17 protein-coding genes are annotated in these 21,891 nt (G+C 71.2%); 4 read left to right on the top strand and 13 right to left on the bottom strand.

Going from position 1 to position 21,891, the window contains the following annotated elements; all coding sequences use genetic code 11:
* Positions 1-49 precede the first annotated feature (49 nt).
* The 13 genes from CU044_RS02915 to rsmH form a co-directional block, all read right to left on the bottom strand.
* Positions 50-769 (bottom strand): YggS family pyridoxal phosphate-dependent enzyme, encoded by a 720-nt coding sequence (locus CU044_RS02915; RefSeq protein WP_129766846.1) that lies wholly within the window; start codon positions 767-769, stop codon positions 50-52.
* Between the two features lie 7 nt (positions 770-776).
* Positions 777-1,505, bottom strand: a complete 729-nt coding sequence (gene pgeF, locus CU044_RS02920) for a peptidoglycan editing factor PgeF (RefSeq protein WP_129766847.1) — start codon at positions 1,503-1,505, stop codon at positions 777-779.
* Entirely contained in the window at positions 1,502-2,716 is a 1,215-nt protein-coding gene (gene ftsZ, locus CU044_RS02925) for a cell division protein FtsZ (RefSeq protein WP_129766848.1), read from the bottom strand. Before ftsZ ends, pgeF begins: the two co-directional genes overlap by 4 nt.
* A 276-nt stretch (positions 2,717-2,992) precedes the next feature.
* Positions 2,993-3,796, bottom strand: a complete 804-nt coding sequence (locus CU044_RS02935; protein ID WP_129766850.1) for an FtsQ-type POTRA domain-containing protein — start codon at positions 3,794-3,796, stop codon at positions 2,993-2,995.
* 22 nt (positions 3,797-3,818) lie between these two features.
* Positions 3,819-4,913 (bottom strand): undecaprenyldiphospho-muramoylpentapeptide beta-N-acetylglucosaminyltransferase, encoded by a 1,095-nt coding sequence (gene murG, locus CU044_RS02940; protein WP_030353511.1) that lies wholly within the window; start codon positions 4,911-4,913, stop codon positions 3,819-3,821.
* Between the two features lie 6 nt (positions 4,914-4,919).
* Positions 4,920-6,434 (bottom strand): putative lipid II flippase FtsW, encoded by a 1,515-nt coding sequence (gene ftsW / locus CU044_RS02945; protein WP_129766851.1) that lies wholly within the window; start codon positions 6,432-6,434, stop codon positions 4,920-4,922.
* Positions 6,435-6,514: 80 nt separating this feature from the next.
* Positions 6,515-7,924, bottom strand: a complete 1,410-nt coding sequence (gene murD, locus CU044_RS02950) for a UDP-N-acetylmuramoyl-L-alanine--D-glutamate ligase (protein ID WP_240045299.1) — start codon at positions 7,922-7,924, stop codon at positions 6,515-6,517.
* Positions 7,921-8,991, bottom strand: coding sequence for a phospho-N-acetylmuramoyl-pentapeptide-transferase (mraY, locus tag CU044_RS02955; protein WP_129766852.1), 1,071 nt, complete (start codon positions 8,989-8,991; stop codon positions 7,921-7,923). Before mraY ends, murD begins: the two co-directional genes overlap by 4 nt.
* Entirely contained in the window at positions 8,988-10,418 is a 1,431-nt protein-coding gene (murF, locus tag CU044_RS02960; protein ID WP_129766853.1) for a UDP-N-acetylmuramoyl-tripeptide--D-alanyl-D-alanine ligase, read from the bottom strand. The genes mraY and murF overlap by 4 nt, the downstream gene beginning before the upstream one ends.
* Positions 10,419-10,422: 4 nt before the next feature.
* Positions 10,423-12,018 carry a UDP-N-acetylmuramoyl-L-alanyl-D-glutamate--2,6-diaminopimelate ligase gene (locus CU044_RS02965; RefSeq protein ID WP_240045300.1) on the bottom strand — a complete coding sequence of 532 codons (1,596 nt, stop codon included), beginning with the start codon at positions 12,016-12,018 and terminating at the stop codon, positions 10,423-10,425.
* Between the two features lie 164 nt (positions 12,019-12,182).
* Positions 12,183-14,168 (bottom strand): penicillin-binding protein 2, encoded by a 1,986-nt coding sequence (locus CU044_RS02970; protein ID WP_129766855.1) that lies wholly within the window; start codon positions 14,166-14,168, stop codon positions 12,183-12,185.
* 68 nt (positions 14,169-14,236) lie between these two features.
* Positions 14,237-14,761 (bottom strand): cell division protein FtsL, encoded by a 525-nt coding sequence (locus CU044_RS02975; protein WP_240045301.1) that lies wholly within the window; start codon positions 14,759-14,761, stop codon positions 14,237-14,239.
* Positions 14,758-15,714 carry a 16S rRNA (cytosine(1402)-N(4))-methyltransferase RsmH gene (rsmH, locus tag CU044_RS02980; protein ID WP_129766856.1) on the bottom strand — a complete coding sequence of 319 codons (957 nt, stop codon included), beginning with the start codon at positions 15,712-15,714 and terminating at the stop codon, positions 14,758-14,760. The genes CU044_RS02975 and rsmH overlap by 4 nt, the downstream gene beginning before the upstream one ends.
* A gap of 460 nt (positions 15,715-16,174) precedes the next feature.
* On the opposite strand from rsmH, the gene CU044_RS02985 reads away from it, so the two are divergent.
* From CU044_RS02985 to CU044_RS03000, 4 genes are all read left to right on the top strand, one after another.
* Complete coding sequence (locus CU044_RS02985; protein ID WP_240045302.1) at positions 16,175-16,801, top strand: carbonic anhydrase; 627 nt, start codon at positions 16,175-16,177, stop codon at positions 16,799-16,801.
* A gap of 224 nt (positions 16,802-17,025) precedes the next feature.
* A complete protein-coding gene (locus tag CU044_RS02990) occupies positions 17,026-18,069 on the top strand; it encodes a MoxR family ATPase (protein WP_129766858.1) in 1,044 nt (347 codons plus the stop codon).
* Positions 18,069-19,427: a DUF58 domain-containing protein gene (locus CU044_RS02995; protein WP_129766859.1), complete on the top strand. Its 1,359-nt coding sequence runs from the start codon at positions 18,069-18,071 to the stop codon at positions 19,425-19,427. The genes CU044_RS02990 and CU044_RS02995 overlap by 1 nt, the downstream gene beginning before the upstream one ends.
* Entirely contained in the window at positions 19,424-21,847 is a 2,424-nt protein-coding gene (locus CU044_RS03000) for a DUF3488 and transglutaminase-like domain-containing protein (RefSeq protein WP_129766860.1), read from the top strand. The genes CU044_RS02995 and CU044_RS03000 overlap by 4 nt, the downstream gene beginning before the upstream one ends.
* Positions 21,848-21,891 lie beyond the last annotated feature (44 nt).

Here is a 21,891-nt window from a genome sequence, read left to right on the forward strand (position 1 = left end):
TTGGCGAAATGACCATATTTTCTGCCGTGGTCCGACTTTCTTCGCGACGTTACCCGAGGCTGGGTCGGACTCCGAGTACCGCCGTACCGACGCGTACATGTGTCGCACCGGCCTTCACGGCGTCCTCAAGGTCCGCACTCATCCCTGCTGAGACCATGTTCGCAGCCGGATGGTCCGCGCGTAGGCGGGATGAGAATTCCAGCAGCCGCTCGAACGCCGCCTGTTGCCGTCCCGCGTACGGTCCGGCGAGCGGCGCCACGGTCATCAGACCGCCGAGCCGCAGTCCTGGTGAACCGGCCACCGCTGTGGCCAACTCCTCAATTCCGTCGGGTGCCGTGCCGCCCCGCTCACCGCGTTCACCGGACTCCGCGTCGAGGGCGACCTGGATCAGGCAGGTCAGCTCGCGCTCCGCGCGCACCGCCGCGGCGGAGAGAGCGGACACGAGCTTGAGCCGGTCGACAGACTGCACGACTTCGGCGTAACTGGCTACGGAACGGGCCTTGTTCGTCTGCAATTGACCAACAAAGTGCCAGGTCAGCGACAAATCCGCACAGGCGGCCGCCTTGGGTGCGGCATCCTGGTCACGGTTCTCGGCGACGTGCCGTACACCGAGTTCATGGAGCAGCCGGACATCGCTCGCGGGGTAGGTCTTGGTGACCACGATCAGGGTCACCTCGTCCCGCGCGCGCCCGGCGGCGGCGCAGGCGGAGGAGATACGTTCCTCCACCATCGCCAGATTCGCGGCGAGTTCGGTCTTCCGGTCCTTCATGTGCTTATCAGTCCAGCCAGACATAGCCGGCGAGCCGTCCGGTGGTGCGGTCGCGGCGGTACGAATAGTGGTCGTCCGACTCCAGTGTGCAGACCGCCGAGCGCTGCCGGTCACGGACCCCGAGCGCGTCGAGCTGTGCGTGGACCCCGGCGACGACATCCACGGCCGGGGTGGACCAGCTGGTCTCGGAGTGGGCCTCCGGTACGACGGCGGCGACCTCGTCCCGCATCCGCTCCGGGACTTCGTAGCAGCGACCGCAGACGGCCGGTCCGGTACGGGCGGTGATCCGGGACGGTTCCGCGCCGAGTGTGATCATCGCCTCGACGGCGGCCGGGACGATCCCGGCGACCAGACCGGGACGGCCCGCGTGGGCGGCGGCCGCGATCCCGGCGACCGGGTCGGCCAGCAGCAGCGGAACGCAGTCCGCGGTGAGTACGGCGAGTGCCAGTCCGCTGCGCGGCGTGACGATCGCGTCGACGGCCGGGATGTCCGCGCTCGTCCACGGCCCTTCGACGACGGCCACATCGCGGCCGTGCACCTGGTTCATCCAGACGACCCGCGCGGGGTCGAGCGCCAGCGCCTTCGCGGCGAGTTCACGGTTGGTGCGTACGGCCCCGGGACCGTCGCCGACCGCGCCGCCGAGATTGAGCTGATCGTACGGAGCGGCGCTCACCCCGCCCCACCGGTCGGTGAAGGCGAAGTGCGCGCCGCTCCGTGTTTCGTGCTGTCGTATCACTTCAAGAAGTCCGGAACGTCCAGCTCCTCGGCCTGGCTGTCCTGGTAGGGACGGGCCGGGGGAACCTGCGGCTGGTTCACCGGGGAGAGCGGCTTCTCGTTGACCGCGGGAATGGGCTCGGACTTGACCGGCCGCTCCTCGCGCGGCGGTACGGTGCCCAGTCCGCCCGAGGAGCGGCCGGTGTCCGAGGACCGGGAGGGCGCCGGCTGCTCGTCGCGCTTCGAGGAGCCCGCGCCGAGTACGGTCTCGCGCCGGGTCGGCGGCTGTCCGCCGTCGAAACCGGCCGCGATCACGGTGACCCGTACCTCGTCGCCCAGGGCGTCGTCGATGACGGCGCCGAAGATGATGTTGGCCTCGGGGTGGGCCGCCTCGCTGACCAGCTGCGCCGCCTCGTTGATCTCGAAGAGACCGAGGTCGGAACCGCCGGAGATGGAGAGCAGGACACCGCGGGCGCCGTCGATGGACGCTTCGAGGAGCGGCGAGGAGATCGCCATCTCGGCGGCGGCCACCGCGCGGTCGTCGCCGCGGGCCGAGCCGATGCCCATGAGCGCGGAGCCCGCCTCGGACATCACGGACTTGACGTCGGCGAAGTCGAGGTTGATCAGGCCCGGGGTGGTGATGAGGTCGGTGATGCCCTGGACACCCGACAGCAGCACCTGGTCCGCGGACTTGAACGCGTCGAGGACGCTGACCTGGCGGTCCGAGATGGACAGCAGCCGGTCGTTGGGGATGACGATGAGGGTGTCGACCTCTTCGCGGAGTTCGGCGATGCCGTCCTCCGCCTGGTTCGCGCGGCGACGGCCCTCGAAGGTGAACGGGCGGGTGACCACACCGATCGTGAGGGCGCCGAGCGAGCGGGCGATATTGGCGACGACGGGCGCGCCGCCGGTGCCGGTGCCGCCGCCCTCGCCGGCGGTGACGAAGACCATGTCGGCCCCCTTGAGGACCTCCTCGATCTCCTCGCGGTGGTCCTCTGCCGCCTTGCGGCCGACTGCCGGGTTGGCTCCGGCGCCGAGGCCACGGGTGAGTTCACGGCCGACGTCGAGCTTGACGTCGGCGTCGCTCATCAACAGGGCTTGTGCGTCGGTGTTGATCGCGATGAACTCAACGCCCTTGAGGCCGACCTCGATCATTCGGTTGATGGCATTGACACCACCGCCGCCGACACCGATGACCTTGATGACTGCGAGGTAGTTCTGCGGTGCTGCCACGTCGAAGGCCTCTCGCCTCGAGTTACGTGTCGTCGCTTCGCTGATGTGGCGCCGCGACGACTGATGCCGATGGGACGGTCCGAAACGCCGACCCAAACCCTCACGTTGAAGTTCAGGGTTACCAGTGTGTCCGCTTCTTGGACTCTTCCGAACAGGACACTAAGTCGACAAGTGGCGCACGTTCAACGAACACGCCGAACCTCCCGTTTTTCTTTTCACCCTATGTGATCACCCATAGCGCTGACCAACCAGGGTGCTGGCCAGCACATTTGCCCGTCAACTCCCCGACGCCGCAGGCGCGGTGGGTGCGCTCACATCGAAGTGCCCCGCCTTGGGGACCGCTTTCATGAGAGCGGTGAGCGCACGCGCCTTGGCCGTACCGTCCTCTCCGCTTCCCCACATCACCGTACGGCCGCCGGTCAGCTCCAGGGAGATCGAGTCGTACGAACGGACCCGTACGACCCTGATGTCCCCGGCCACTTTCTCCGGCAGTTCGGCGCGGACCCGTACCGCTTCACGCATCAGCCGCTCCGTTCCGAAGCGTTGTGTTCCGGCGGACCGGGCCACCGTCAATTCGAGGAGGGGCACATCCTTGGGCGCCTTCTCGACCGTGGCGAAACGCACACCCCCGGCGTCCACTTCGATGAACTTTGCTCCCTTTTCGAGAAGCAGTGCGGGCTTTCGCTCGATCACTTTCAGCCCGATCCCGTTCGGCCATGAACGGATCACCTCGACCGAATCGATACGCGGCAGCTTCCGGCGCAGCCGCGCCTCAATCCCGTCCGTGTCGACGGAAATCAGCGGAGCCCCGACCGGGACCACGGCGGCGGCCTCGACCTCGGCGTGCGTGAGCACGTCCGTGCCCGAGGTGTTCACCGTCTCGACCCGCAGCCACGAAGACCCGTACAGCACCCAGATCCCGCCCGCGACCAGCACGACCGCGGCGATGAACGCGATCAGCACACGGGGAGAGAGACGGAAGCGGGGGAGCCGGAACCGGCGGCCCGGCGGCCCCTCGTCGGGGCGGCCGGACTCCGACCGCGGTCGGGTACCACGCTCTGCGGTCGTCGGTCCGGCCACGCTCCCCTGCCTCCCTGCGCCGCTACGCCTGGCGGCGTGCGGCGATCGCCTCGTACACCATTCCTACGAGCAGATCATCGGCGTCCCGGCGGCCGAACTCGGAGGCCGCGCGGGACATCTCGTACAGCCGGTGCGGATCGGCGAGCACCGGGAGCACATGGCTCTGGACCCACTCGGGGGTCAGTTCGGCGTCATCGACCAGCAGTCCGCCGCCGGCCTTCACCACCGGCTGGGCGTTGAGCCGCTGTTCACCGTTGCCGATCGGCAGCGGTACGTAGGCGGCCGGCAGTCCGACGGCGGAGAGTTCGGCGACGGTCATCGCGCCCGCGCGGCAGAGCATCATGTCGGCAGCGGCGTACGCGAGGTCCATCCGGTCCACATACGGTACCGGGATATAGGGCGGCATTCCGGGCATGTTGTCCACGCGCGGCATTTCATTCTTCGGGCCGACCGCGTGCAGGATCTGGATTCCGGAGCGCTGGAGCACCGGAGCGATCTGCTGGATCACCTCGTTGAGCCGGCGCGCGCCCTGGGAGCCGCCGGAGACGAGCAGCGTCGGCAGATTGGGGTCGAGGCCGAACGCCGCGCGCGCCTCGGGGCGTACGCGAGCCCGGTCGAGGGTGGCGATGGTACGGCGCAGCGGGATGCCGATGTACCGGGCGCCGCGCAGCTTGCTGTCCGGGGTGGAGACGGCAACACCGGCCGCGTACCGCGAGCCGATCTTGTTGGCCAGTCCCGGCCTGGCGTTGGCCTCATGGACGATGATCGGCACCCCGAGCCGTTTGGCGGCCAGATAGCCGGGCAGCGCGACATAGCCGCCGAAGCCCACCACGCAGTCCGCCTTGGTGCGTTCCAGGATCTGCTCGGCGGCCTTGATCGTGCCGCGCAGCCGCCCGGGGACGGTGATCAGTTCGGGCGTGGGTTTGCGCGGCAGCGGTACGGCGGGGATCAGTCCCAGCTCGTACCCCCGCTCCGGTACGAGCCTGGTCTCCAGTCCGCGCTCCGTGCCGAGGGCCGTGATCCCCACGGTGGGGTCCTGCCTGCGCAGGGCGTCCGCGAGGGCGAGCGCGGGCTCGATGTGGCCGGCGGTCCCCCCACCGGCGAGTACGACATGCACCGAAATTCACCGCTCTCCGGACGGACGCTTCTTGACGCGCCGTCTCATCGTCTTCCATCTCACCCCGGGCCGTCGCATGGCCAGGGCCGCTTTCGCGGCGGGATCCTCTCGCGCGAACGCGATCAGCAGCCCGATAGCGAACATGGTCGGCAGCAGGGCCGACCCTCCGTAGGAGAACAGCGGGAGCGGGACTCCGGCGATCGGCAGCAGGCCGAGCACCGCACCGATGTTGATCACGGCCTGCACCGTGACCCAGGTGGTCACACCTCCCGCGGCGTACCTCACGAAGGGATCCTCCGTGCGTCCGGCCACGCGGATACCCGCATAGCCTAGGGCCGCGAACAGTGCGAGTACCGACAGCGTCCCCGCCAGACCCAGTTCCTCCCCGGTGATGGCGAAAATGAAGTCGGTGTGCGGTTCAGGCAGTTGGCCCCACTTTTCCACACTCGCGCCGAGGCCGGAACCGAACCATCCGCCGGAGGCCAGCGCGTAGATCCCGTGGACCGCCTGCCAGCACTCCCCCTCCGGGCCCAGATCGATCGCGCCGATGCAGGCGAACCGCGACAGCCGGTTCTCGCTGGTCTTGATCAGCGCGAAGCCGATCAGCCCGGCGACGGCCAGCACACCGGCGAAGAGCCGGGTGGGGGCGCCGGCCAGCCAGAGCAGTCCGAAGAGGATCGCCGAGAGGATGATGGCGGTCCCCATGTCGCCGCCGAGCATGATCAGTCCGAGCAGCATCAGGGCGACCGGGACGAACGGCACCAGCAGATGTTTCCACTGGGTCAGCAGCCGCTTGTCCTGTTTACGGGCGAGCAGATCGGCGCCCCAGAGGATCAGCGCCAGTTTGCCGAACTCGCTGGGCTGGAGCTGGAACGGGCCGCCCAGATAGATCCAGTTCTGGTTGCCGTTGACCGAACGCCCTATGCCCGGGACCTGGACGAGCACCATCAGGAAGACCGTACCGACCAGCAGCGGGTACGAGAGCGCGCGGTTGAGCTTGATCGGCATCCGGGAGGCGAGCAGCAGCAGGCCGGTGCCGAGGACCACCGCGAGGAACTGCTTGCGGAAGAAGTACGTGGCGGGCAGCGACAGCTGGAGCGCGTAGATCATCGACGCGGAGTACACCATCACCAGACCGAGCACGGTGATCAGCAGACCGCTGCCGAGGATCAGGTAGTACGCGGTGAGCGGCCGGTCCCAGGCGCGCCTCATCCGCTCGTAGAAGCGCCGGGGTCCGCCCCCGCGCTGCCGCCCGGAGGCGCCGCTCCTGCCGCCCCCGCGCCGGGTGGCGGCAGGACGGCGTACGGCGGCTCCGGCGGCCCGGCCGCGCAGCGCGAGCCCTGCCGGGTGCCCCGCGCGGGCGTCCGCACCGGCGTGCGCGCGCTCCTCCGGGGTGTCCGCGCCACCGGGCGCCCCCGCGAGTGCGGGAGCGCCGGGAATCGCGCCCAGGAAGCCCCAGCCGCGGCGGACGGGCCCCGGCGCGGGCCGCGGATATCGGTCCGCGGTGTCGTCGGCCGGCATCGTCGCTGTCCCCTCCAGTCGTGCCTGGCGCGGCTGGCGCGGGTGGTCAGTGGGCTGCGGCCTGCTGCTGCGACACCGGGTCAGGCGTGCTCGGCGGCGAGGGCGTGTACCGCGTCCGCGAACGCCTCGCCCCGCTTGTTGTAGTTGACGAACATGTCCATCGAGGCACAGGCCGGGGCCATCAGTACCGTGTCCCCCGGCTGCGCGAGCCGTGCCGCTTCGCGGACCGCGGCCGACATCGCCCCAGTGTCGGTCCGGTCGAGGTCCACGACCGGGACTTCGGGGGCGTGTCGCGCGAGGGCTTCCCGGATGAGCGCCCGGTCCTTGCCGATCAGCACCACACCGCGCAGCCGCTTCGCGGACGTCCCGACGAGTTCGTCGAAGGTCGCGCCCTTGGCGAGACCGCCCGCGATCCAGACGATCGGGTCGTACGCCGCGAGTGACGCCTCGGCGGCATGGGTGTTGGTGGCCTTGGAGTCGTCGATGTACGTGACGCCCGCGACGTCCGCGACGCGCTCGATCCGGTGCGGGTCGGGGCGGAAGGCGCGCAGTCCGTCACGTACGGCGGCCGGCTCGACACCGTACGCGCGCGCCAGTGCCGCGGCGGCGAGCGCGTTGGCGATGTTGTGCGGGACGGGCGGATCGACGTCGGAGACATGGGCGAGCTCCTGGGCCTGCTCGCGCCGGTTCTCGACGAAGGCGCGGTCGACCAGGATGCCGTCCACGACGCCGAGTTGGGACGGTCCTGGGGTGCCGAGGGTGAAGCCGATCGCGCGGCAGCCCTCCTCGACGTCGGCCGCGCGCACCAGGTCCTCGGTGGCCGGGTCGGCCACGTTGTAGACGCAGGCGACGCTGTTGCCCTCGTAGATCCGGCCCTTGTCGGCGGCGTACGCCGCCATGGAGCCGTGCCAGTCCAGATGGTCGGGCGCGAGGTTGAGCACCGCGCCGGAGTGGGCGCGCGGGCTCGGTGCCCAGTGCAGCTGGTAGCTGGACAGCTCGACGGCGAGTACGTCGTACGTCTCCTCGCCGGTGACGGCGTCCAGCAGCGAGACACCGATATTGCCGACGGCGGCCGTACGCAGCCCCGCGGCGGCCAGGATCGAGGCGAGCATCCTGACGGTCGTCGTCTTGCCGTTGGTGCCGGTGACGGCGAGCCAGGGGGCCGCGCCGGGTCCGCGCAGCCGCCAGGCCAGCTCGACATCGCCCCAGATCTCCACCCCGGCCGCCGCGGCGGCCAGGAAGAGCGGCTTGTCCGGCTTCCAGCCGGGGGCCGTGACGACGAGTTCGGTGCCTTCGGGCAGGCTCGCCCCGTCGCCGAGGCGGACGGTGACGCCCAGCTTCTCCAGCTCGGCGGCCTGGGCGCGGGCCCGCTCGTCGTCGCCGTCGTCGACGACGGTGACCTCCGCGCCCAGTCCGCGCAGTACCCGGGCCGCCGGGATCCCGGAGACCCCGAGACCCGCGACGGTGACCCGCTTGCCCTGCCAGTTCACTTCTCGGCCGCCCAGCCCGCGTAGAAGAGCCCCAGACCCACGATGACGCACATGCCCTGGATGATCCAGAAGCGGACCACCACAAGGACTTCGGACCACCCCTTGAGTTCGAAGTGGTGCTGGAGCGGCGCCATCCGGAAGACCCGCTTCCCGGTCATCTTGAACGAACCGACCTGGATGACCACGGACATGGTGATCATCACGAAGAGGCCGCCGAGGATGGCCATCAGGAACTCCGTGCGGGAGCAGATCGCCAGACCGGCGAGCGCGCCGCCGAGCGCGAGCGAACCGGTGTCCCCCATGAAGATCTTGGCCGGTGAGGTGTTCCACCACAGGAAGCCGAAGCAGGAGCCCATCAGCGCCGAGGCGACGACCGCGAGGTCCAGGGGATCTCGTACCTCGAAACAGGCGTTGGGGTTGGTCAGGGTCGTCGCGTTGGCGCAGGACTCCTGGAATTGCCACAGACCGATGAAGGTGTACGCGCCGAAGACCATCACCGAGGCGCCGGTGGCGAGGCCGTCCAGACCGTCCGTCAGGTTCACACCGTTGGACATCGCGAGAATCATGAACAGCGCCCAGACCACGAACAGCACCGGGCCGATCGACCAGCCGAAGTCCGTGACGAACGACAGCCTGGTGGAGGCGGGAGTGTTGCCGCGGTAGTCGGCGAACTGGAGCGACAGCACCGCGAAGGCGATACCGACGATCAGCTGGCCGGCCATTTTCGCCTTGGCCCGCAGACCGAGCGACCGCTGCTTCACGATCTTGATGTAGTCGTCGAGGAACCCGACGAGCCCCATCCCGGCCATCAGGAACAGCACCAGCACACCCGAGAAGGTCGGGTCCTCGCCGGTGATCACCTTCGCCAGGGCGTACGCGATGAGCGTGGCCAGGATGAAGGCGATGCCGCCCATGGTGGGCGTGCCCTTCTTGCTGCCGTGCGTGCGCGGGCCGTCGTCCCGGATGAACTGCCCGTATCCCTTGCGGGCCAGGAGCTTGATCAGCAGCGGGGTGCCGATCAGTGTCAGGAAGAGCCCGATGGCTCCCGCGAAGAGGATCTGCCTCATCGGCCGGCGACCTCGCCCTCGGTGGCGTTCTCGACCAGTGCCAGGGCGACTCGCTCCAGGCCTGCCGACCTCGAAGCCTTCACCAGCACGACGTCTCCCGGACGCAGTTCACTGCGCAACAGGTCGACCGCCGCCTGCGCGTCGGACACGTGCACCGACTCCTCACCCCACGAACCCTCGTTGTAAGCGCCCAGTTGCAGCCAGGACGCTTCCCTGCCCCCGACTGCCACGAGCTTGCTGACGTTGAGCCGGACGGCGAGCCGTCCGACCGCGTCGTGCTCGGCGAGCGATTCGTCACCCAGCTCGGCCATCGGGCCGAGCACCGCCCACGTACGGCCCCCCGTGGCCCGTGAGGCACCACCCATGGCGACCAGCGCGCGGAGCGCCGCTCTCATGGATTCCGGGTTCGCGTTGTAGGCGTCGTTGACGATCGTCACGCCGTCCGAGCGCTCGGTGACCTCCATACGCCAGCGGGAGAGGGTTCCCGCCTCGGAGAGCGCCACTGCGATCTCGTCGACGGACATGCCCAACTCATGGGCGACGGCGGCCGCGGCGAGCGCGTTCGACACGTGGTGCTCACCGTACAGCCGCAGCGTCACGTCGCTGCACCCGGAGGGTGTTCGAAGCCGGAAAGCGGGCTGTCCGGTCGCGGTGAGGCGGACGTTCTCTGCCCGTACGTCTGCTTCGTCTGACTCTCCGAACAGCACGGTACGGGCCTTGGTGCGGGTCACCATCGCGCGGACGAGCGGGTCGTCGGCGTTGAGCACCGCCACCCCGCCCTCGGCCGCGGACGGCAGGGACTCGACCATCTCGCCCTTGGCCTGGGCGATCTGCTCCCGGCCGCCGAACTCGCCGATGTGGGCGGTGCCGACGTTCAGTACGAGGCCGATCCGGGGCGGGACGAGTCCGGTGAGGTAGCGGATGTCGCCGATGTAGCGCGCGCCCATTTCGAGGACGAGGTAGCGGGTGTCCTCGACGGCCCGCAGGGCGGTCACCGGCAGGCCGATCTCGTTGTTGAGATTGCCCTCGGGCCAGATCGTGGGCGCGAGGCGCTGGAGCAGCTGGGCGATGAGGTCCTTGGTGCTGGTCTTGCCGGCCGAGCCGGTCAGCGCGACGGCGGTGGCGCCGAGGCGCTCCACGACATCGCGGGCGAGGGCGCCGAGGGCGCGTACTACGTCGTCCACGACGATCGCGGGCACACCGACGGGGCGGGTGGCCAGTACGGCCACCGCGCCCGCCTCGACGGCACGCCGCGCGTAGTCGTGGCCGTCGACGCGCTCTCCGGCGAAGGCGGCGAACAGGCTGCCGGTCTCCACCGCGCGGGAGTCGTAGACGACGGATCCGGTGACACGGACGGCCGGATCCGGTATGTCGTGCGGCTGCCCGCCGACGATGGCGGCGATCTCGGCGAGAGAGAGGGCGATCACTGGGTCATCCCTGACTGTTGTTCTCGTGACGGTGCTCGGGGCCGGGCTCACGGCCCGGCTCATGGCGGAGGGAGCGCTCGATGGCCTCACGCAGGACCTGGCGGTCGTCGAAGGCGCGTACCACCCCGGCGATGTCCTGGCCCTGCTCATGGCCCTTGCCGGCGACCAGTACGGTGTCGTCGTCCTCGGCCAGGCCCACCGCGGCGGCGATGGCGGAGGCCCGGTCGGCGTCGACCAGGACGTCCCCGCGCTCGTGGATCGGCACCTCGGCCGCGCCCGCGAGCATGGTGGCGAGGATCGCGAGCGGGTCCTCGCCGCGCGGGTTGTCGGAGGTCAGTACGGCGGTGTCGGCGAGCCGCGCCGCCGCCGCGCCCATCGGGCCGCGCTTGGTCTTGTCGCGGTCGCCGCCGCAGCCGAGGACGATGTGCACCTTGCCCTTGGTGACCTTGCGCAGGGAGCGCAGGACCGATTCGACGGCGTCCGTCTTGTGGGCGTAGTCGACGACGGCGAGATACGGCTGACCGGCCTCCACCCGCTCCAGCCGGCCCGGCACGCCGGGGACCGCGGCGATGCCGTCGGCGGCGGTGTGCGGGTCGATCCCGGCGACGGCGAGGGTGACGACCGCGGCCAGGGTGTTGGCGACGTTGAACGGTCCTGGCAGCGGCGCCTCGGCGCGGACCCGCTCCCCCTTGGGGCCGATCGCGGTGAAGGTGGAGCCGTGCGAGCCGACCACGACGTCCTCGGCGCGCCAGTCGGCGTCCGGGTGGCCCTCCGCGGAGAAGGTGGTGACCGGGACGGTCGCCTCCGCGACGAGCCGGCGGCCGTACTCGTCGTCGAAGTTCACGACGCCGGTCTTGCTGCGCTCCGGGGTGAAGAGCCGTGCCTTCGCCTGGAAGTAGTCCTCCATGCCGGAGTGGAACTCCATGTGCTCCGGGCTGAGGTTGTTGAAGACTGCGACGTCGAACACGCACCCGTCGACCCGGCCGAGGACCAGCGCGTGGCTGGAGACCTCCATGGCGACGGATTCGACGCCCCGCTCGCGCATGACGGCGAAGAGGGCCTGGAGGTCGGTGGCCTCGGGGGTGGTGCGCTCCGACTTGATGCGCTCGTCGTCGATACGCATCTCGACGGTGCCGATGAGGCCGGTGCGGTGGCCCGCGCCGCGCAGTCCGCCCTCGATGAGATACGCGGTGGTGGTCTTGCCTGAGGTGCCGGTGATCCCGATCTGGAGCAGATCCCTGCCGGGGTGTCCGTAGATCTCGGCGGCGAGCTGCCCCATGCGGCCCCGCGGGTCCTGGACGGTCAGGACCGGCAGGCCGGTGGCCGCGGCGCGCTCGGTGCCCGCCGGGTCCGTCAGGATCGCGGCGGCCCCGAGGTCGGCGGCCTGGGCGGCGAAGTCGGCGCCGTGGAAGCGGGCGCCGGGGAGGGCCGCGTAGATGTCCCCGGGGCGCACGGCGCGCGAGTCGTGGGTGATGCCGGTCGCTTCCCCAGGGCCCTTCACCTCCCCCGGGTCCGGTGCCTCGGCGCCCAGCCGGGCCGCCAGCTCCGCGAGGGAGGTCGGGCGTACCCGGTCCGGACGGGGCGTCCCCGGATGGTTCACAGGGGCGTCCTTCGGGGTGGTTCGGTACTGATCAGCTTGTGGCACGGCGGTGAGCGTACCGGGCTCCGCGGGCCGCGAGCCACGTGAGGGGGACTGGTGCGCGGGGGGTTCCGGGTGGTTCCCGGAATCGGGGGTGATCGTTGTCACTGGGGCTTTCCCTGGGGTCACTCGCCGGGTTTGAAGGTGACCGGCAGCCGGGCGGGTTTACTGCCGGTCGGTTCGACCTGCAGGGTCTTGAGAGCGAACTCCATGACCTTCTTGTAGATGGGGCCGCAGATCTGTCCGCCGAAGTAGCTGCCCTTGGTGGGGTTCTGGATGGCGCAGTAGACGGTGATCTGCGGGTCGTCGGCGGGCGCGAAGCCGGCGAAGGAGGCGGTGTAGCCCTTGTAGACGCCGAGCTTCGGGTCGACCCGGTTGGCCGTACCCGTCTTGCCCGCGACGCGGTAGCCGGGGATGGCGGCCTTGGTGCCCGTCCCCTCCTCGTTGCCGACGACCGACTCCAGCATGGTGGCGACCGTCCTGGCGGTCTCGTCGCTCACCACGCGGGTCTTCTTGGGCGCGGGGGCGGCGGTGAACCGGCCGTCGGGGCCCCGCGCGCCGCGGATCAGGGTGGGTTCGATCCGTACGCCGCCGTTGGCGATGGTCGAGTAGACCGAGGCGGCCTGCATCGCGTTGAGGGACAGGCCCTGGCCGAAGGGGATCGTGTACTGCTGCGAGGTGGACCAGTCCTGCGGCTGGGCCAGGATGCCCTGGGTCTCGCCGGGATAGCCGAGACCGGTGGGCCTGCCGATGCCGAACTTGCTGAGATACGAGTGGAGGACCTTGTTGGCCTCGGGCTGTGTTCTGCCGAGCTGGCCGGTCGCCAGGATGGTGCCGATGTTGCTGGACTTGGCGAGGACGCCGTTGAGGGTCAGGTTCCAGGTGGGGTGGTCGATGTCGTCCTTGAAGAGCCGGTCCCCGCGGTGCAGCCGGTTCGGGACGACCACATGGGTGCCGGGGGTGGCGGCCTTCTCCTCCAGTACGGCGGCCATCGACATGACCTTGCTGGTGGAGCCGGGCTCGTACACGTCCTGGAGGGCCGCGTTGCCCATGGCGGCGGCGTTGGCCGCGGAGACGTCGTTGGGGTCGAAGCCGGGGGCGTTGGCCATGGCGAGCACCTCGCCCGTCCTGGTGTTCTGGACCACCACATAGCCGCGGTCCGCCCTGGACTCCTTCACCTGGTCGCCGATGGCCTGCTGGGCGGCCCACTGGATGTCCCGGTCGATGGTCAGCTCGATGTCGGAGCCGGGCACGGCGGGGGTCTCGTGGGAGCTGGCGGTGGGGACGCGGCGGCCTCCCGACTGGGCGTAGGTGACCTTTCCGTCCTCGCCCGCCAGCCGCTTGTCCAGCATGGATTCGACACCGCCCGCGCCGCGGCCCGCGGCGTTGACGTACCCCAGTATCCCGGCGGCGAGATCGCCGTTGGGATACACGCGCTTGCTGCTGGCCTCCTGGAGGACGCCCGACAGCACGCTGACGGTGGTGGCCGAGCCGGCGGCCTTCCCCTTGGCGGTCCTGCTCGCCTTGCTCGCTTTCTCGGCGAGGACGCGCTTGAGGTCCTTGATCTGGTTCCAGACCTGCGGGGTCTGGCGGCGTGCCAGCACGGTGTAGCGGGGCGAGTCGGGGGTCCTGAGCTTCTTCACGATGTCGGCGCTCTCCGCGCCCAGGATCGGGGCGAGCAGCGCGGCGGCCTGTTCGGGGGCGTCCGGGACCTTGGTGAAGTCGGCGGTGAACATCGACGGGTCGGCGGTGATGTCGTACGCGTCGACGCTGGTGGCGAGGGCGATCCCGGAGCGGTCGGTGATCTCCCCGCGCTCGGCCGCGATCGTGTGGCTGAGGTAGCGGCTCTTCTCCGCCTTGGCGGCGTACGCGCTGGCGTCGACCGCCTGCACCTGGAGGAGCCGGACGACGAACGCCAGCATGACGAGGGTCAGTCCGAGGCTGACCAGCCGGAGCCGGGGACGGGGGCTGCCGAGCCTGATCCGGCGCGGGGCACGGGACGCGGGGCGCGGGCGGCGGGCGGCGGGCCGGGGCACGGGGCGGGACCGTCCGTCGTTCCCGGAGCGCGCGGGCTTGGGCACCCGGCGGCGCGGGGGTTCCTGGGAGGGCACTGGGTCACCTGCCGGGGGTCGTCGGGGCCGGCGTGCCAAAGGCCGGTGCGGGGGCCTGCCCGGGGGTCTCACGGGCGGGGTCGGCGGAGAGGGACGGGGACGGGAAAGACGGGGGACGGGAAAGGGGAGGGGAGCGTGGGAGACGGCGGCGAGACCGCCGAGGGCGGGGCCTCCTCCATGGGAGAGGGCCGGCCCGCGGACTGGGCCGACGGCTGCGCGGAGGGCGACGCCCCGGCACCGGGCACGCCGCGGACCGTACCGTCCGGGTTGAGGAAGGCGGGGCTGCCGCCGGGCACCATGCCGAGCTCACGGGCCCGCCGCTCCAGGGCGTACGGCGCGGAACGTTCGTCCACGTCCCGTTGCAGGGCCTGTTCCTCGTCGGTGAGGTCGGTCGTCCGTTTCTTCAGCTCGCTCAGCTGGAACGAGCCCTCGTTGAGGGAGGAGTTCAGCAGCAGCAGGGTGATCAGACCGCCGCCGAGGAGCAGCACGACCAGCAGGACGAAGGGGGTGCGCGCCGCCGAACTGGTTCCGGAGGGCATCATCTGGGCGAGCCGCGCGGCCCGCCCCCTCAACTGCTTGGCCGGTCCGCTCACAGAGCGTCCTCCCGGATCCGCTCCGCCCCCCGCAGCCGCGCCGGGGCCGCGCGGCGGTTCTCCGCGATCTCTTCCTCCGTGGGGAGTTCGGCGCCGCGGGTGAGCAGTTTCAGCCGGGGCTGGTAGCGCTCGGGGACGACGGGCAGACCGGGCGGCGCGGTGTTGGCGGCCCCGGCCGCGAGGACCTGCTTGACGAGGCGGTCCTCCAGCGAGTGGTACGAGAGGACGGCGATCCGGCCGCCGACGGCCAGGGACCCCACGGCGGCCGGAATGGCCTGCTCCAGGACGGACAGTTCGCCGTTGACCTCGATGCGCAGGGCCTGGAAGGTGCGCTTGGCGGGGTTGCCGCCGGTGCGCTTGGCGGCCTGTGGGAGGGCGTCGCGGATCAGCTCGACCAGCCGGGCGCTGTGCGAGAAGGGCTCCTTCTCGCGCTCCCTGACGACCGCGGAGACGATCCGCTTGGCCTGCTTCTCCTCGCCGTACGCGCGCAGGATCCGTACCAGTTCGCCGGGCGGGTAGGTGTTGAGGACCTCGGCGGCGCTGACGCCGGACGACTGGTCCATGCGCATGTCGAGGGGGGCGTCCTGGGCGTAGGCGAAGCCGCGCTCCGCCTCGTCCAGCTGCATCGAGGAGACGCCGAGGTCGAAGAGCACGCCCTGGACGCGGGGGATCCCCAGCCGGGCGAGCACCTCGGGCAGTTCGTCGTAGACGGCGTGGACGAGGGTGGCGCGGTCGCCGAACGGGGCGAGCCGCTCGCCGGAGAGCCGCAGCGCCTCCTGGTCGCGGTCGAGCGCGACCAGCCGGGCGGCGGGGAACGTGGAGAGCAGGGCCTCGCTGTGTCCGCCGAGACCGAGGGTGCAGTCGACGACGACCGCGCCGGGCTCGGCGAGCGCGGGGGCCAGCAGATCGAGGCACCGCTGGAGCATCACGGGAACGTGCCGGACCTGGTTCATGCGCGCCCCTCGCGGCGTGCGCGCCCTTCGGGAAGGGCGCCGGCCCGTGGTGTGCGGGGGGTGTCCGTACGGCGTTCCGCGGGCGCGCGGCTCTCCATGATTCGCTCGCTGCGCTCGCTCATGCGCCCTCTCAGATCCGGCGCGGCCGTACGTACCGCCGGGTCCCCGCCCGCTCAGAAGGGGAGGTGGTCCGCCGGCGCCGGAAGAGGCGTCGGCCGACCGCCGAGCGGGAGGAGGCCGAGCCGCACGTACGCCGCGACATGCGGGAATATTGTGGTGGGTTCGGAATGTGTCCGGGATGTGTCCGTGAACTTCGCGTCACTTTAGTCCACTCGCTCTTCCGGTCAATCAACCGGTCAGCGCGTCGCAAGGGTCACTCACCACAAGACCATAAACGGCACAATTCACTCGCCCGGCCCCGCCGGACTCACCCATGTGGGTTAGCTCACACCAAGCCACGTTGACGTTCTTTGTCCCCTCCCACAGCAGGCTTGACCGCCTCGTGACGACTACCGTCATAGGTATGTCGACTTCCGCACATCTCCCCGCAGAGCCCGTCGAGGCTCCCGCCGGCGCGGCCCGCACCGGCGGGACGGTCACCGACCGGCTCATCGACGCCAACCTCCTCTACGCCGCCGGGTTCGGCGACCCGGGCATGGACGCGCGCCCCGTGCTGCGGGTCGCCGTGGTCGCCTGCATGGACGCCAGGCTCGACCTGCACGGCGCGCTCGGGCTCTCCCTGGGCGACTGCCACACCATCCGCAACGCGGGCGGTGTCGTCACCGACGACGTCATCCGCTCCCTCACCATCAGCCAGCGGGCGCTGGGCACGCGCAGCGTCGTCCTCATCCACCACACCGGCTGCGGCCTGGAAAGCCTGACCGAGGAGTTCCGGCACGAGCTGGAAATGGAGGTCGGACAGCGGCCCGCCTGGGCCGTGGAGGCGTTCCGCGATGTCGATCAGGACGTACGGCAGTCCATGCGGCGAGTGAGGACCTCGCCCTTCCTGCCGCACACCGACGACGTCCGCGGTTTCGTCTTCGACGTGAAGACCGGTCTCCTGCGGGAGATCGACGCCGACGCCTGAGCGCCGACGCCTGAGCACCGTCACCGGACACGCCTCCCCGAGATAAACAGCAAAGCCGACATATCACACCCACTTATCCACAGGCGGATGACACGAAGCGGTAACGGCAACAAGAATGCGTGTGTGGCACCGCTCCGGAACCATCCGGAGACGGTGTCCGTGTTTCGGGGAGGGCCGGGCCGTCTGATGAGCATCGGCCCGAGGAAAGGGCCGAGGAGGGCCGGGTGACGACCTATGACGATCGAGCGAGCCTTACAGATCTGACCACCACAGCGGAGCGGGTGCGCGCGTCGGTGGAGGCTGTGATCGAGGGCAAGCCAGAGGTCGTACGGCTTTCGCTGACCGTGCTGCTCGCCGAGGGACATCTTCTGATCGAGGATGTCCCCGGCGTGGGCAAGACCATGCTGGCCAAAGCGCTCGCGCGCTCCATCGACTGTTCGGTGCAGCGCATTCAGTTCACCCCCGACCTGCTGCCTTCCGACATCACCGGGGTGTCGATCTACGACCAGCAGCGGCGGGACTTCGAGTTCAAGCCGGGCGCGATCTTCGCTCAGATCGTGATCGGCGACGAGATCAACCGCGCCTCGCCCAAGACCCAGTCGGCGCTGCTGGAGTCCATGGAGGAGCGTCAGGTCACCATCGACGGGCAGACCTATGAACTGCCCAGCCCCTTCATGGTGGTGGCCACCCAGAACCCGGTGGAGATGGAGGGGACGTACCCGCTGCCCGAGGCGCAGCGCGACCGCTTCATGGCCAGGGTCTCGATCGGCTACCCGAGCGCGGAGGCCGAGTTGCAGATGCTGGACGTGCACGGCGGCATATCCCCCCTGGACGACCTCCAGCCGGTGGCGCACGCGCACGACATCGTGAAGCTGATCGACGCGGTGCGTACGGTCCATGTCGCCGAGTCCGTGCGGCGGTACGCGGTCGAGCTGGTCGGGGCGACCCGTAACCACCCCGACCTCAGACTCGGCGCCTCGCCGCGCGCGACGCTCCATCTGCTGCGTGCCGCGAAGGCCGCGGCGGCGCTGAGCGGACGGGACTACGCGCTGCCGGACGATCTGCAGTCCCTGGCGACGGCGGTGCTCGCGCACCGGCTGCTGCCCACGGCCCAGGCACAGCTGAACCGCCGTACCGCCGAGCAGGTCGTGCTGGAGATCCTCCAGCGCGTCCCGGTCCCGACGGCGGGCGGCGGCCAGGGCCCCGGGCGCCAGGCATCGCACGGCGGACCGCTCTACGGCCAGCAGCCCGGCGTACGGCGGCTGTGATGGCGCCCGGGGGGCCGGTGGCCGAGGGCGGCGAGGAGAAGGGCGGGCTGCGGGCCGCGCTGTCCGGACTGACCACGCGCGGCCGGTCGTTCCTCGCGGCCGGGGTCGCGGCGGCCGTCTGCGCCTATGTCCTGGGCCAGTCGGATCTGCTGCGTGTGGGGATCCTGCTCGCCGTGCTGCCGCTGATCTGCGTGGCGGTCCTCTACCGCACCCGTTACCGGGTCGCGGGCAGCCGGCGGCTGTCGCCCTCCCGGGTCCCCGCGGGCTCCGAGGCACGGGTGCAGCTGCGGATGGACAACGTGACGCGGATGCCCACCGGGCTGCTGATGCTCCAGGACCACGTACCGTACGTGCTCGGCCCGCGCCCCCGGTTCGTGCTGGACCGGGTCGAGCCCGGCGGCCGGCGCGAGGTGTCCTACCGGGTGCGCTCGGATCTGCGCGGGCGGTATCCGCTCGGACCGCTCCAGCTGCGGCTGAGCGACCCCTTCGGGATGTGCGAGCTGACCCGCTCGTTCAGCGCGTACGACACCCTGACCGTCGTCCCGCGCACCGAACCGCTGCCACCGGTACGGCTCGGCGGCGAGGCGTCGGGGTACGGCGAGGGGCGGCAGCGCTCGCTGTCGCTGGCCGGCGAGGACGATGTGATCCCCCGCGGCTACCGGCACGGCGACGATCTGCGCCGGGTGCACTGGCGCTCCACGGCCCGCTACGGCGAGTTGATGGTGCGCCGCGAGGAGCAGCCGCAGCGGGCCCGATGCACGGTGCTGCTGGACACCCGGCGAAGCGCCTACCAGGGCTCGGGCCCCGACTCCGCCTTCGAATGGGCGGTGTCGGGCACGGCCTCCGCTCTGGTGCATCTGCTGGAACGCGGCTTCGCGGTACGGCTGTTGACGGACACCGGCAGCTCGATGCCCGGCGAGGGCGGCGACGGCTTCGCGGGAGCGACCCAGGAGTCCGCCGACTCGGCCGGACTGATGATGGACACCCTCGCGGTCGTCGAGCACTCCGACGGCACGGCCCTCTCCCCCGCGTACTCCGTCCTGCGCGGCGGCACCGAAGGGCTGCTGGTCGCGTTCTTCGGCGATCTGGACGAGGAGCAGACGGAGGTGGCGGCCCGGATGCGGCAGCGCAGCGCCGTGGCCGTCGCCTTCGTACTGGACAGCACCGGCTGGACCCAGGGCGCCGACCCCGCGGGGCCCGTCGAGGACCGGCTGCGGCAGCTGCGCGAGGCCGGGTGGACCGCGCTCGCCGTGCCCTCGGGGGCCGCGCTGCCCGAGCTGTGGCAGCTGGCCGCGCGGCAGCGATCGGAATCGGCCGTCACGGGCGGTACGACAGGCTTCTCCGGAGGATGGTCATGAGCGGTAGCGGAAGGCTGGCGCTGTGCGCTTTCGCCGCCACGCTGATGGCGGCGGGCGCCCTGCTGCCGCTGGTCGAACCGGCCCTCTGGCTGCTGCACGCCGCGCTCATGCTTGCGGTCGTCGGCGGGGTGGGCGCGCTGGCCCGGCGGGTGCCGCTGGCCAGGACACTGACCGTGGCGCTCCAGGGCCTCGCCGTCCTGCTGATGCTCACGGTGGTCTTCGCCTCGGAGCAGGCGCTGATCGGCGTCGTGCCGACCCCCGAGGTCTTCGCGCACTTCGGCCGGCTGCTCACCGAGGGCGGCGACGACGTCGGCCGGTACGCGATACCGGCGCCCGCGACGGACGGCATCAGGCTGATGCTGATCGGCGGCGTCCTGGTCATCGGGCTCGCGGTGGACGCGATCGCGGTGACCTTCCGCAACGCGGCCCCGGCCGGACTGCCGCTGCTCGCGCTCTACTCGGTCGCCGCGGGCCTCTCCGGCGGCGCCGGGGGCTGGCTGTGGTTCCTCCTCGCGGCCGCGGGCTATCTGCTGCTGCTCCTGGCGGAGGGCCGGGACCGGCTGTCCCAGTGGGGCCGGGTGTTCGGCGGCGCGCCGCGTACGCCGGGCCGGTTCCCGTCAGGACCGGACGCCTCGGGCGGGCGCGCGCCGGTCCGTACCGGACGCCGTATCGGTGTGGTGGCGCTGGGTGTCGCGCTGGTGGTCCCGGCCGCGCTGCCCGCGCTGGACGGCGGCCTGCTGGCCGGCACCGGCGGCGGGAACGGCTCGGGGGCGGGCGGCGGGGGCACCATCTCCGCGGTCAACCCGCTGATCTCGCTCCAGGACAATCTGAACCAGCCGGAGGACCGCGAGGCGCTGCGTTACAAGACGAACGCGCCGGACACCCAGGACATGTATCTGCGGATCATGGCGCTGGACAAGTTCGACGGCACGTCCTGGCGGTTCTCGCAACGCGGGGTCGAGGACGTACCGGACCGGCTGCCCGGCTCCCCCGGGCTGAGCCCCGAGGTCAGCACCACCGAGGTCAGGACCAATATCTCGGCCGCCGGCTGGTACCGGCAGAACTATCTGCCGATGCCCTATCCGGCGACCCAGGTGGACATCGAGGGGCGCTGGCGCTTCGAGCCGGCGGGCAGGACGCTGGTGGGCGACCGCGGACAGTCGACGCGCGGCGCGCAGTACGAGGTCAGCAGCCTGCTGGTGAACCCGACCCGGGAACAGCTCGCCGCGGCGCCGCCGGCTCCGTCGGCGCTGCGCCGTGAGTACACCGAGGTCCCCGCGGTCCTGCCCGACATGGTGAAGTCGACAGCGCTCGATGTCACCAGGGGCGCGGCGAACGACTATGAGAAGGCCGTCAGGCTCCAGGACTGGTTCGCGCTGGACGGTGGCTTCACGTACAACACCGAGGTGGACTCGGGCACCGGCGTCACTGCGATCACGCGGTTCCTCAGGAACAAGGAAGGCTTCTGCGTCCACTTCTCCTTCTCGATGGCCGCGATGGCCCGGACGCTGGGCATCCCGGCGCGCGTCGCGGTGGGCTTCACGCCGGGCACGCCGCAGCCGGACGGCAGCATGTCCGTCGGGCTGCGTGACGCGCACGCCTGGCCCGAGCTGTACTTCGAGGGCGTCGGGTGGACCCGGTTCGAGCCGACGCCGAGCCGGGGCAGCGCGCCCGACTACACCCGGCAGGACGTGCCGTCCGACGGGCCGAGCGACGTGGCCGGTCCCGATGCGAGCACCTCGGCCGCGCCGTCCGCGGAGCCGTCCGCCACGGACAGCTGTCCGGCGCAGTCACGGCGGCTGGGCGAGTGCGGCGCGGCCGCTCCCGGCGCCGCCCTGCCGCCGACGGATTCCGGTTTCCCGCTGTCGACCGTGCTGTGGATCGTCCTGGGCGGGCTCGCGGTGGTGGCGCTGACGCTGCTGCCCCTGCTGTGGCGGACCAGGATCCGGGCCAGGCGGCTGGGATCCGGGGGGCGCACCCCCGCGGACGCGACGGCGCGGACGCTGGCGGCCTGGCTGGAGATCACCGATACGGCCTGGGACCACGGGGTCCCGCCCGACGAATCACGGACACCGCGGAAGGCGGCGGAGCGCATCGTACGGCTCGGCCGGCTGGAGGGGGAGGCCGCCGAGGCGGTGCACCGGGTGGCCGGTGCGGTGGAGCAGGTGCTGTACGCGCCCGAGCCACGGCCGGTCACGGGCCTCGCCGACGACGTACGGCGGGTCCGGGAGGGGCTCGACGCCCTGGCCGACCGCTGGCCCCGGCTGCGCGCACTCCTGGCGCCTCGCTCGTCCGTACGGGTGGTGTGGGCCGCCTCGGAGCACTGGGCGTCCCTCACGGCCCGCTGGGGCCCTCAGCGGCTCTCGGGGGCCACCAGGGCGGCCACCACGCGCTGGCGCCCCTCGCGTCAGCGCGGCTGAGCGGCGCGGGCGCCGGCCCGAGCGGCGCGTTCCGTCCTCCGGCA

The organism is Streptomyces sp. L-9-10 (assembly GCF_004151105.1).
Lineage (GTDB): Bacteria > Actinomycetota > Actinomycetes > Streptomycetales > Streptomycetaceae > Streptomyces.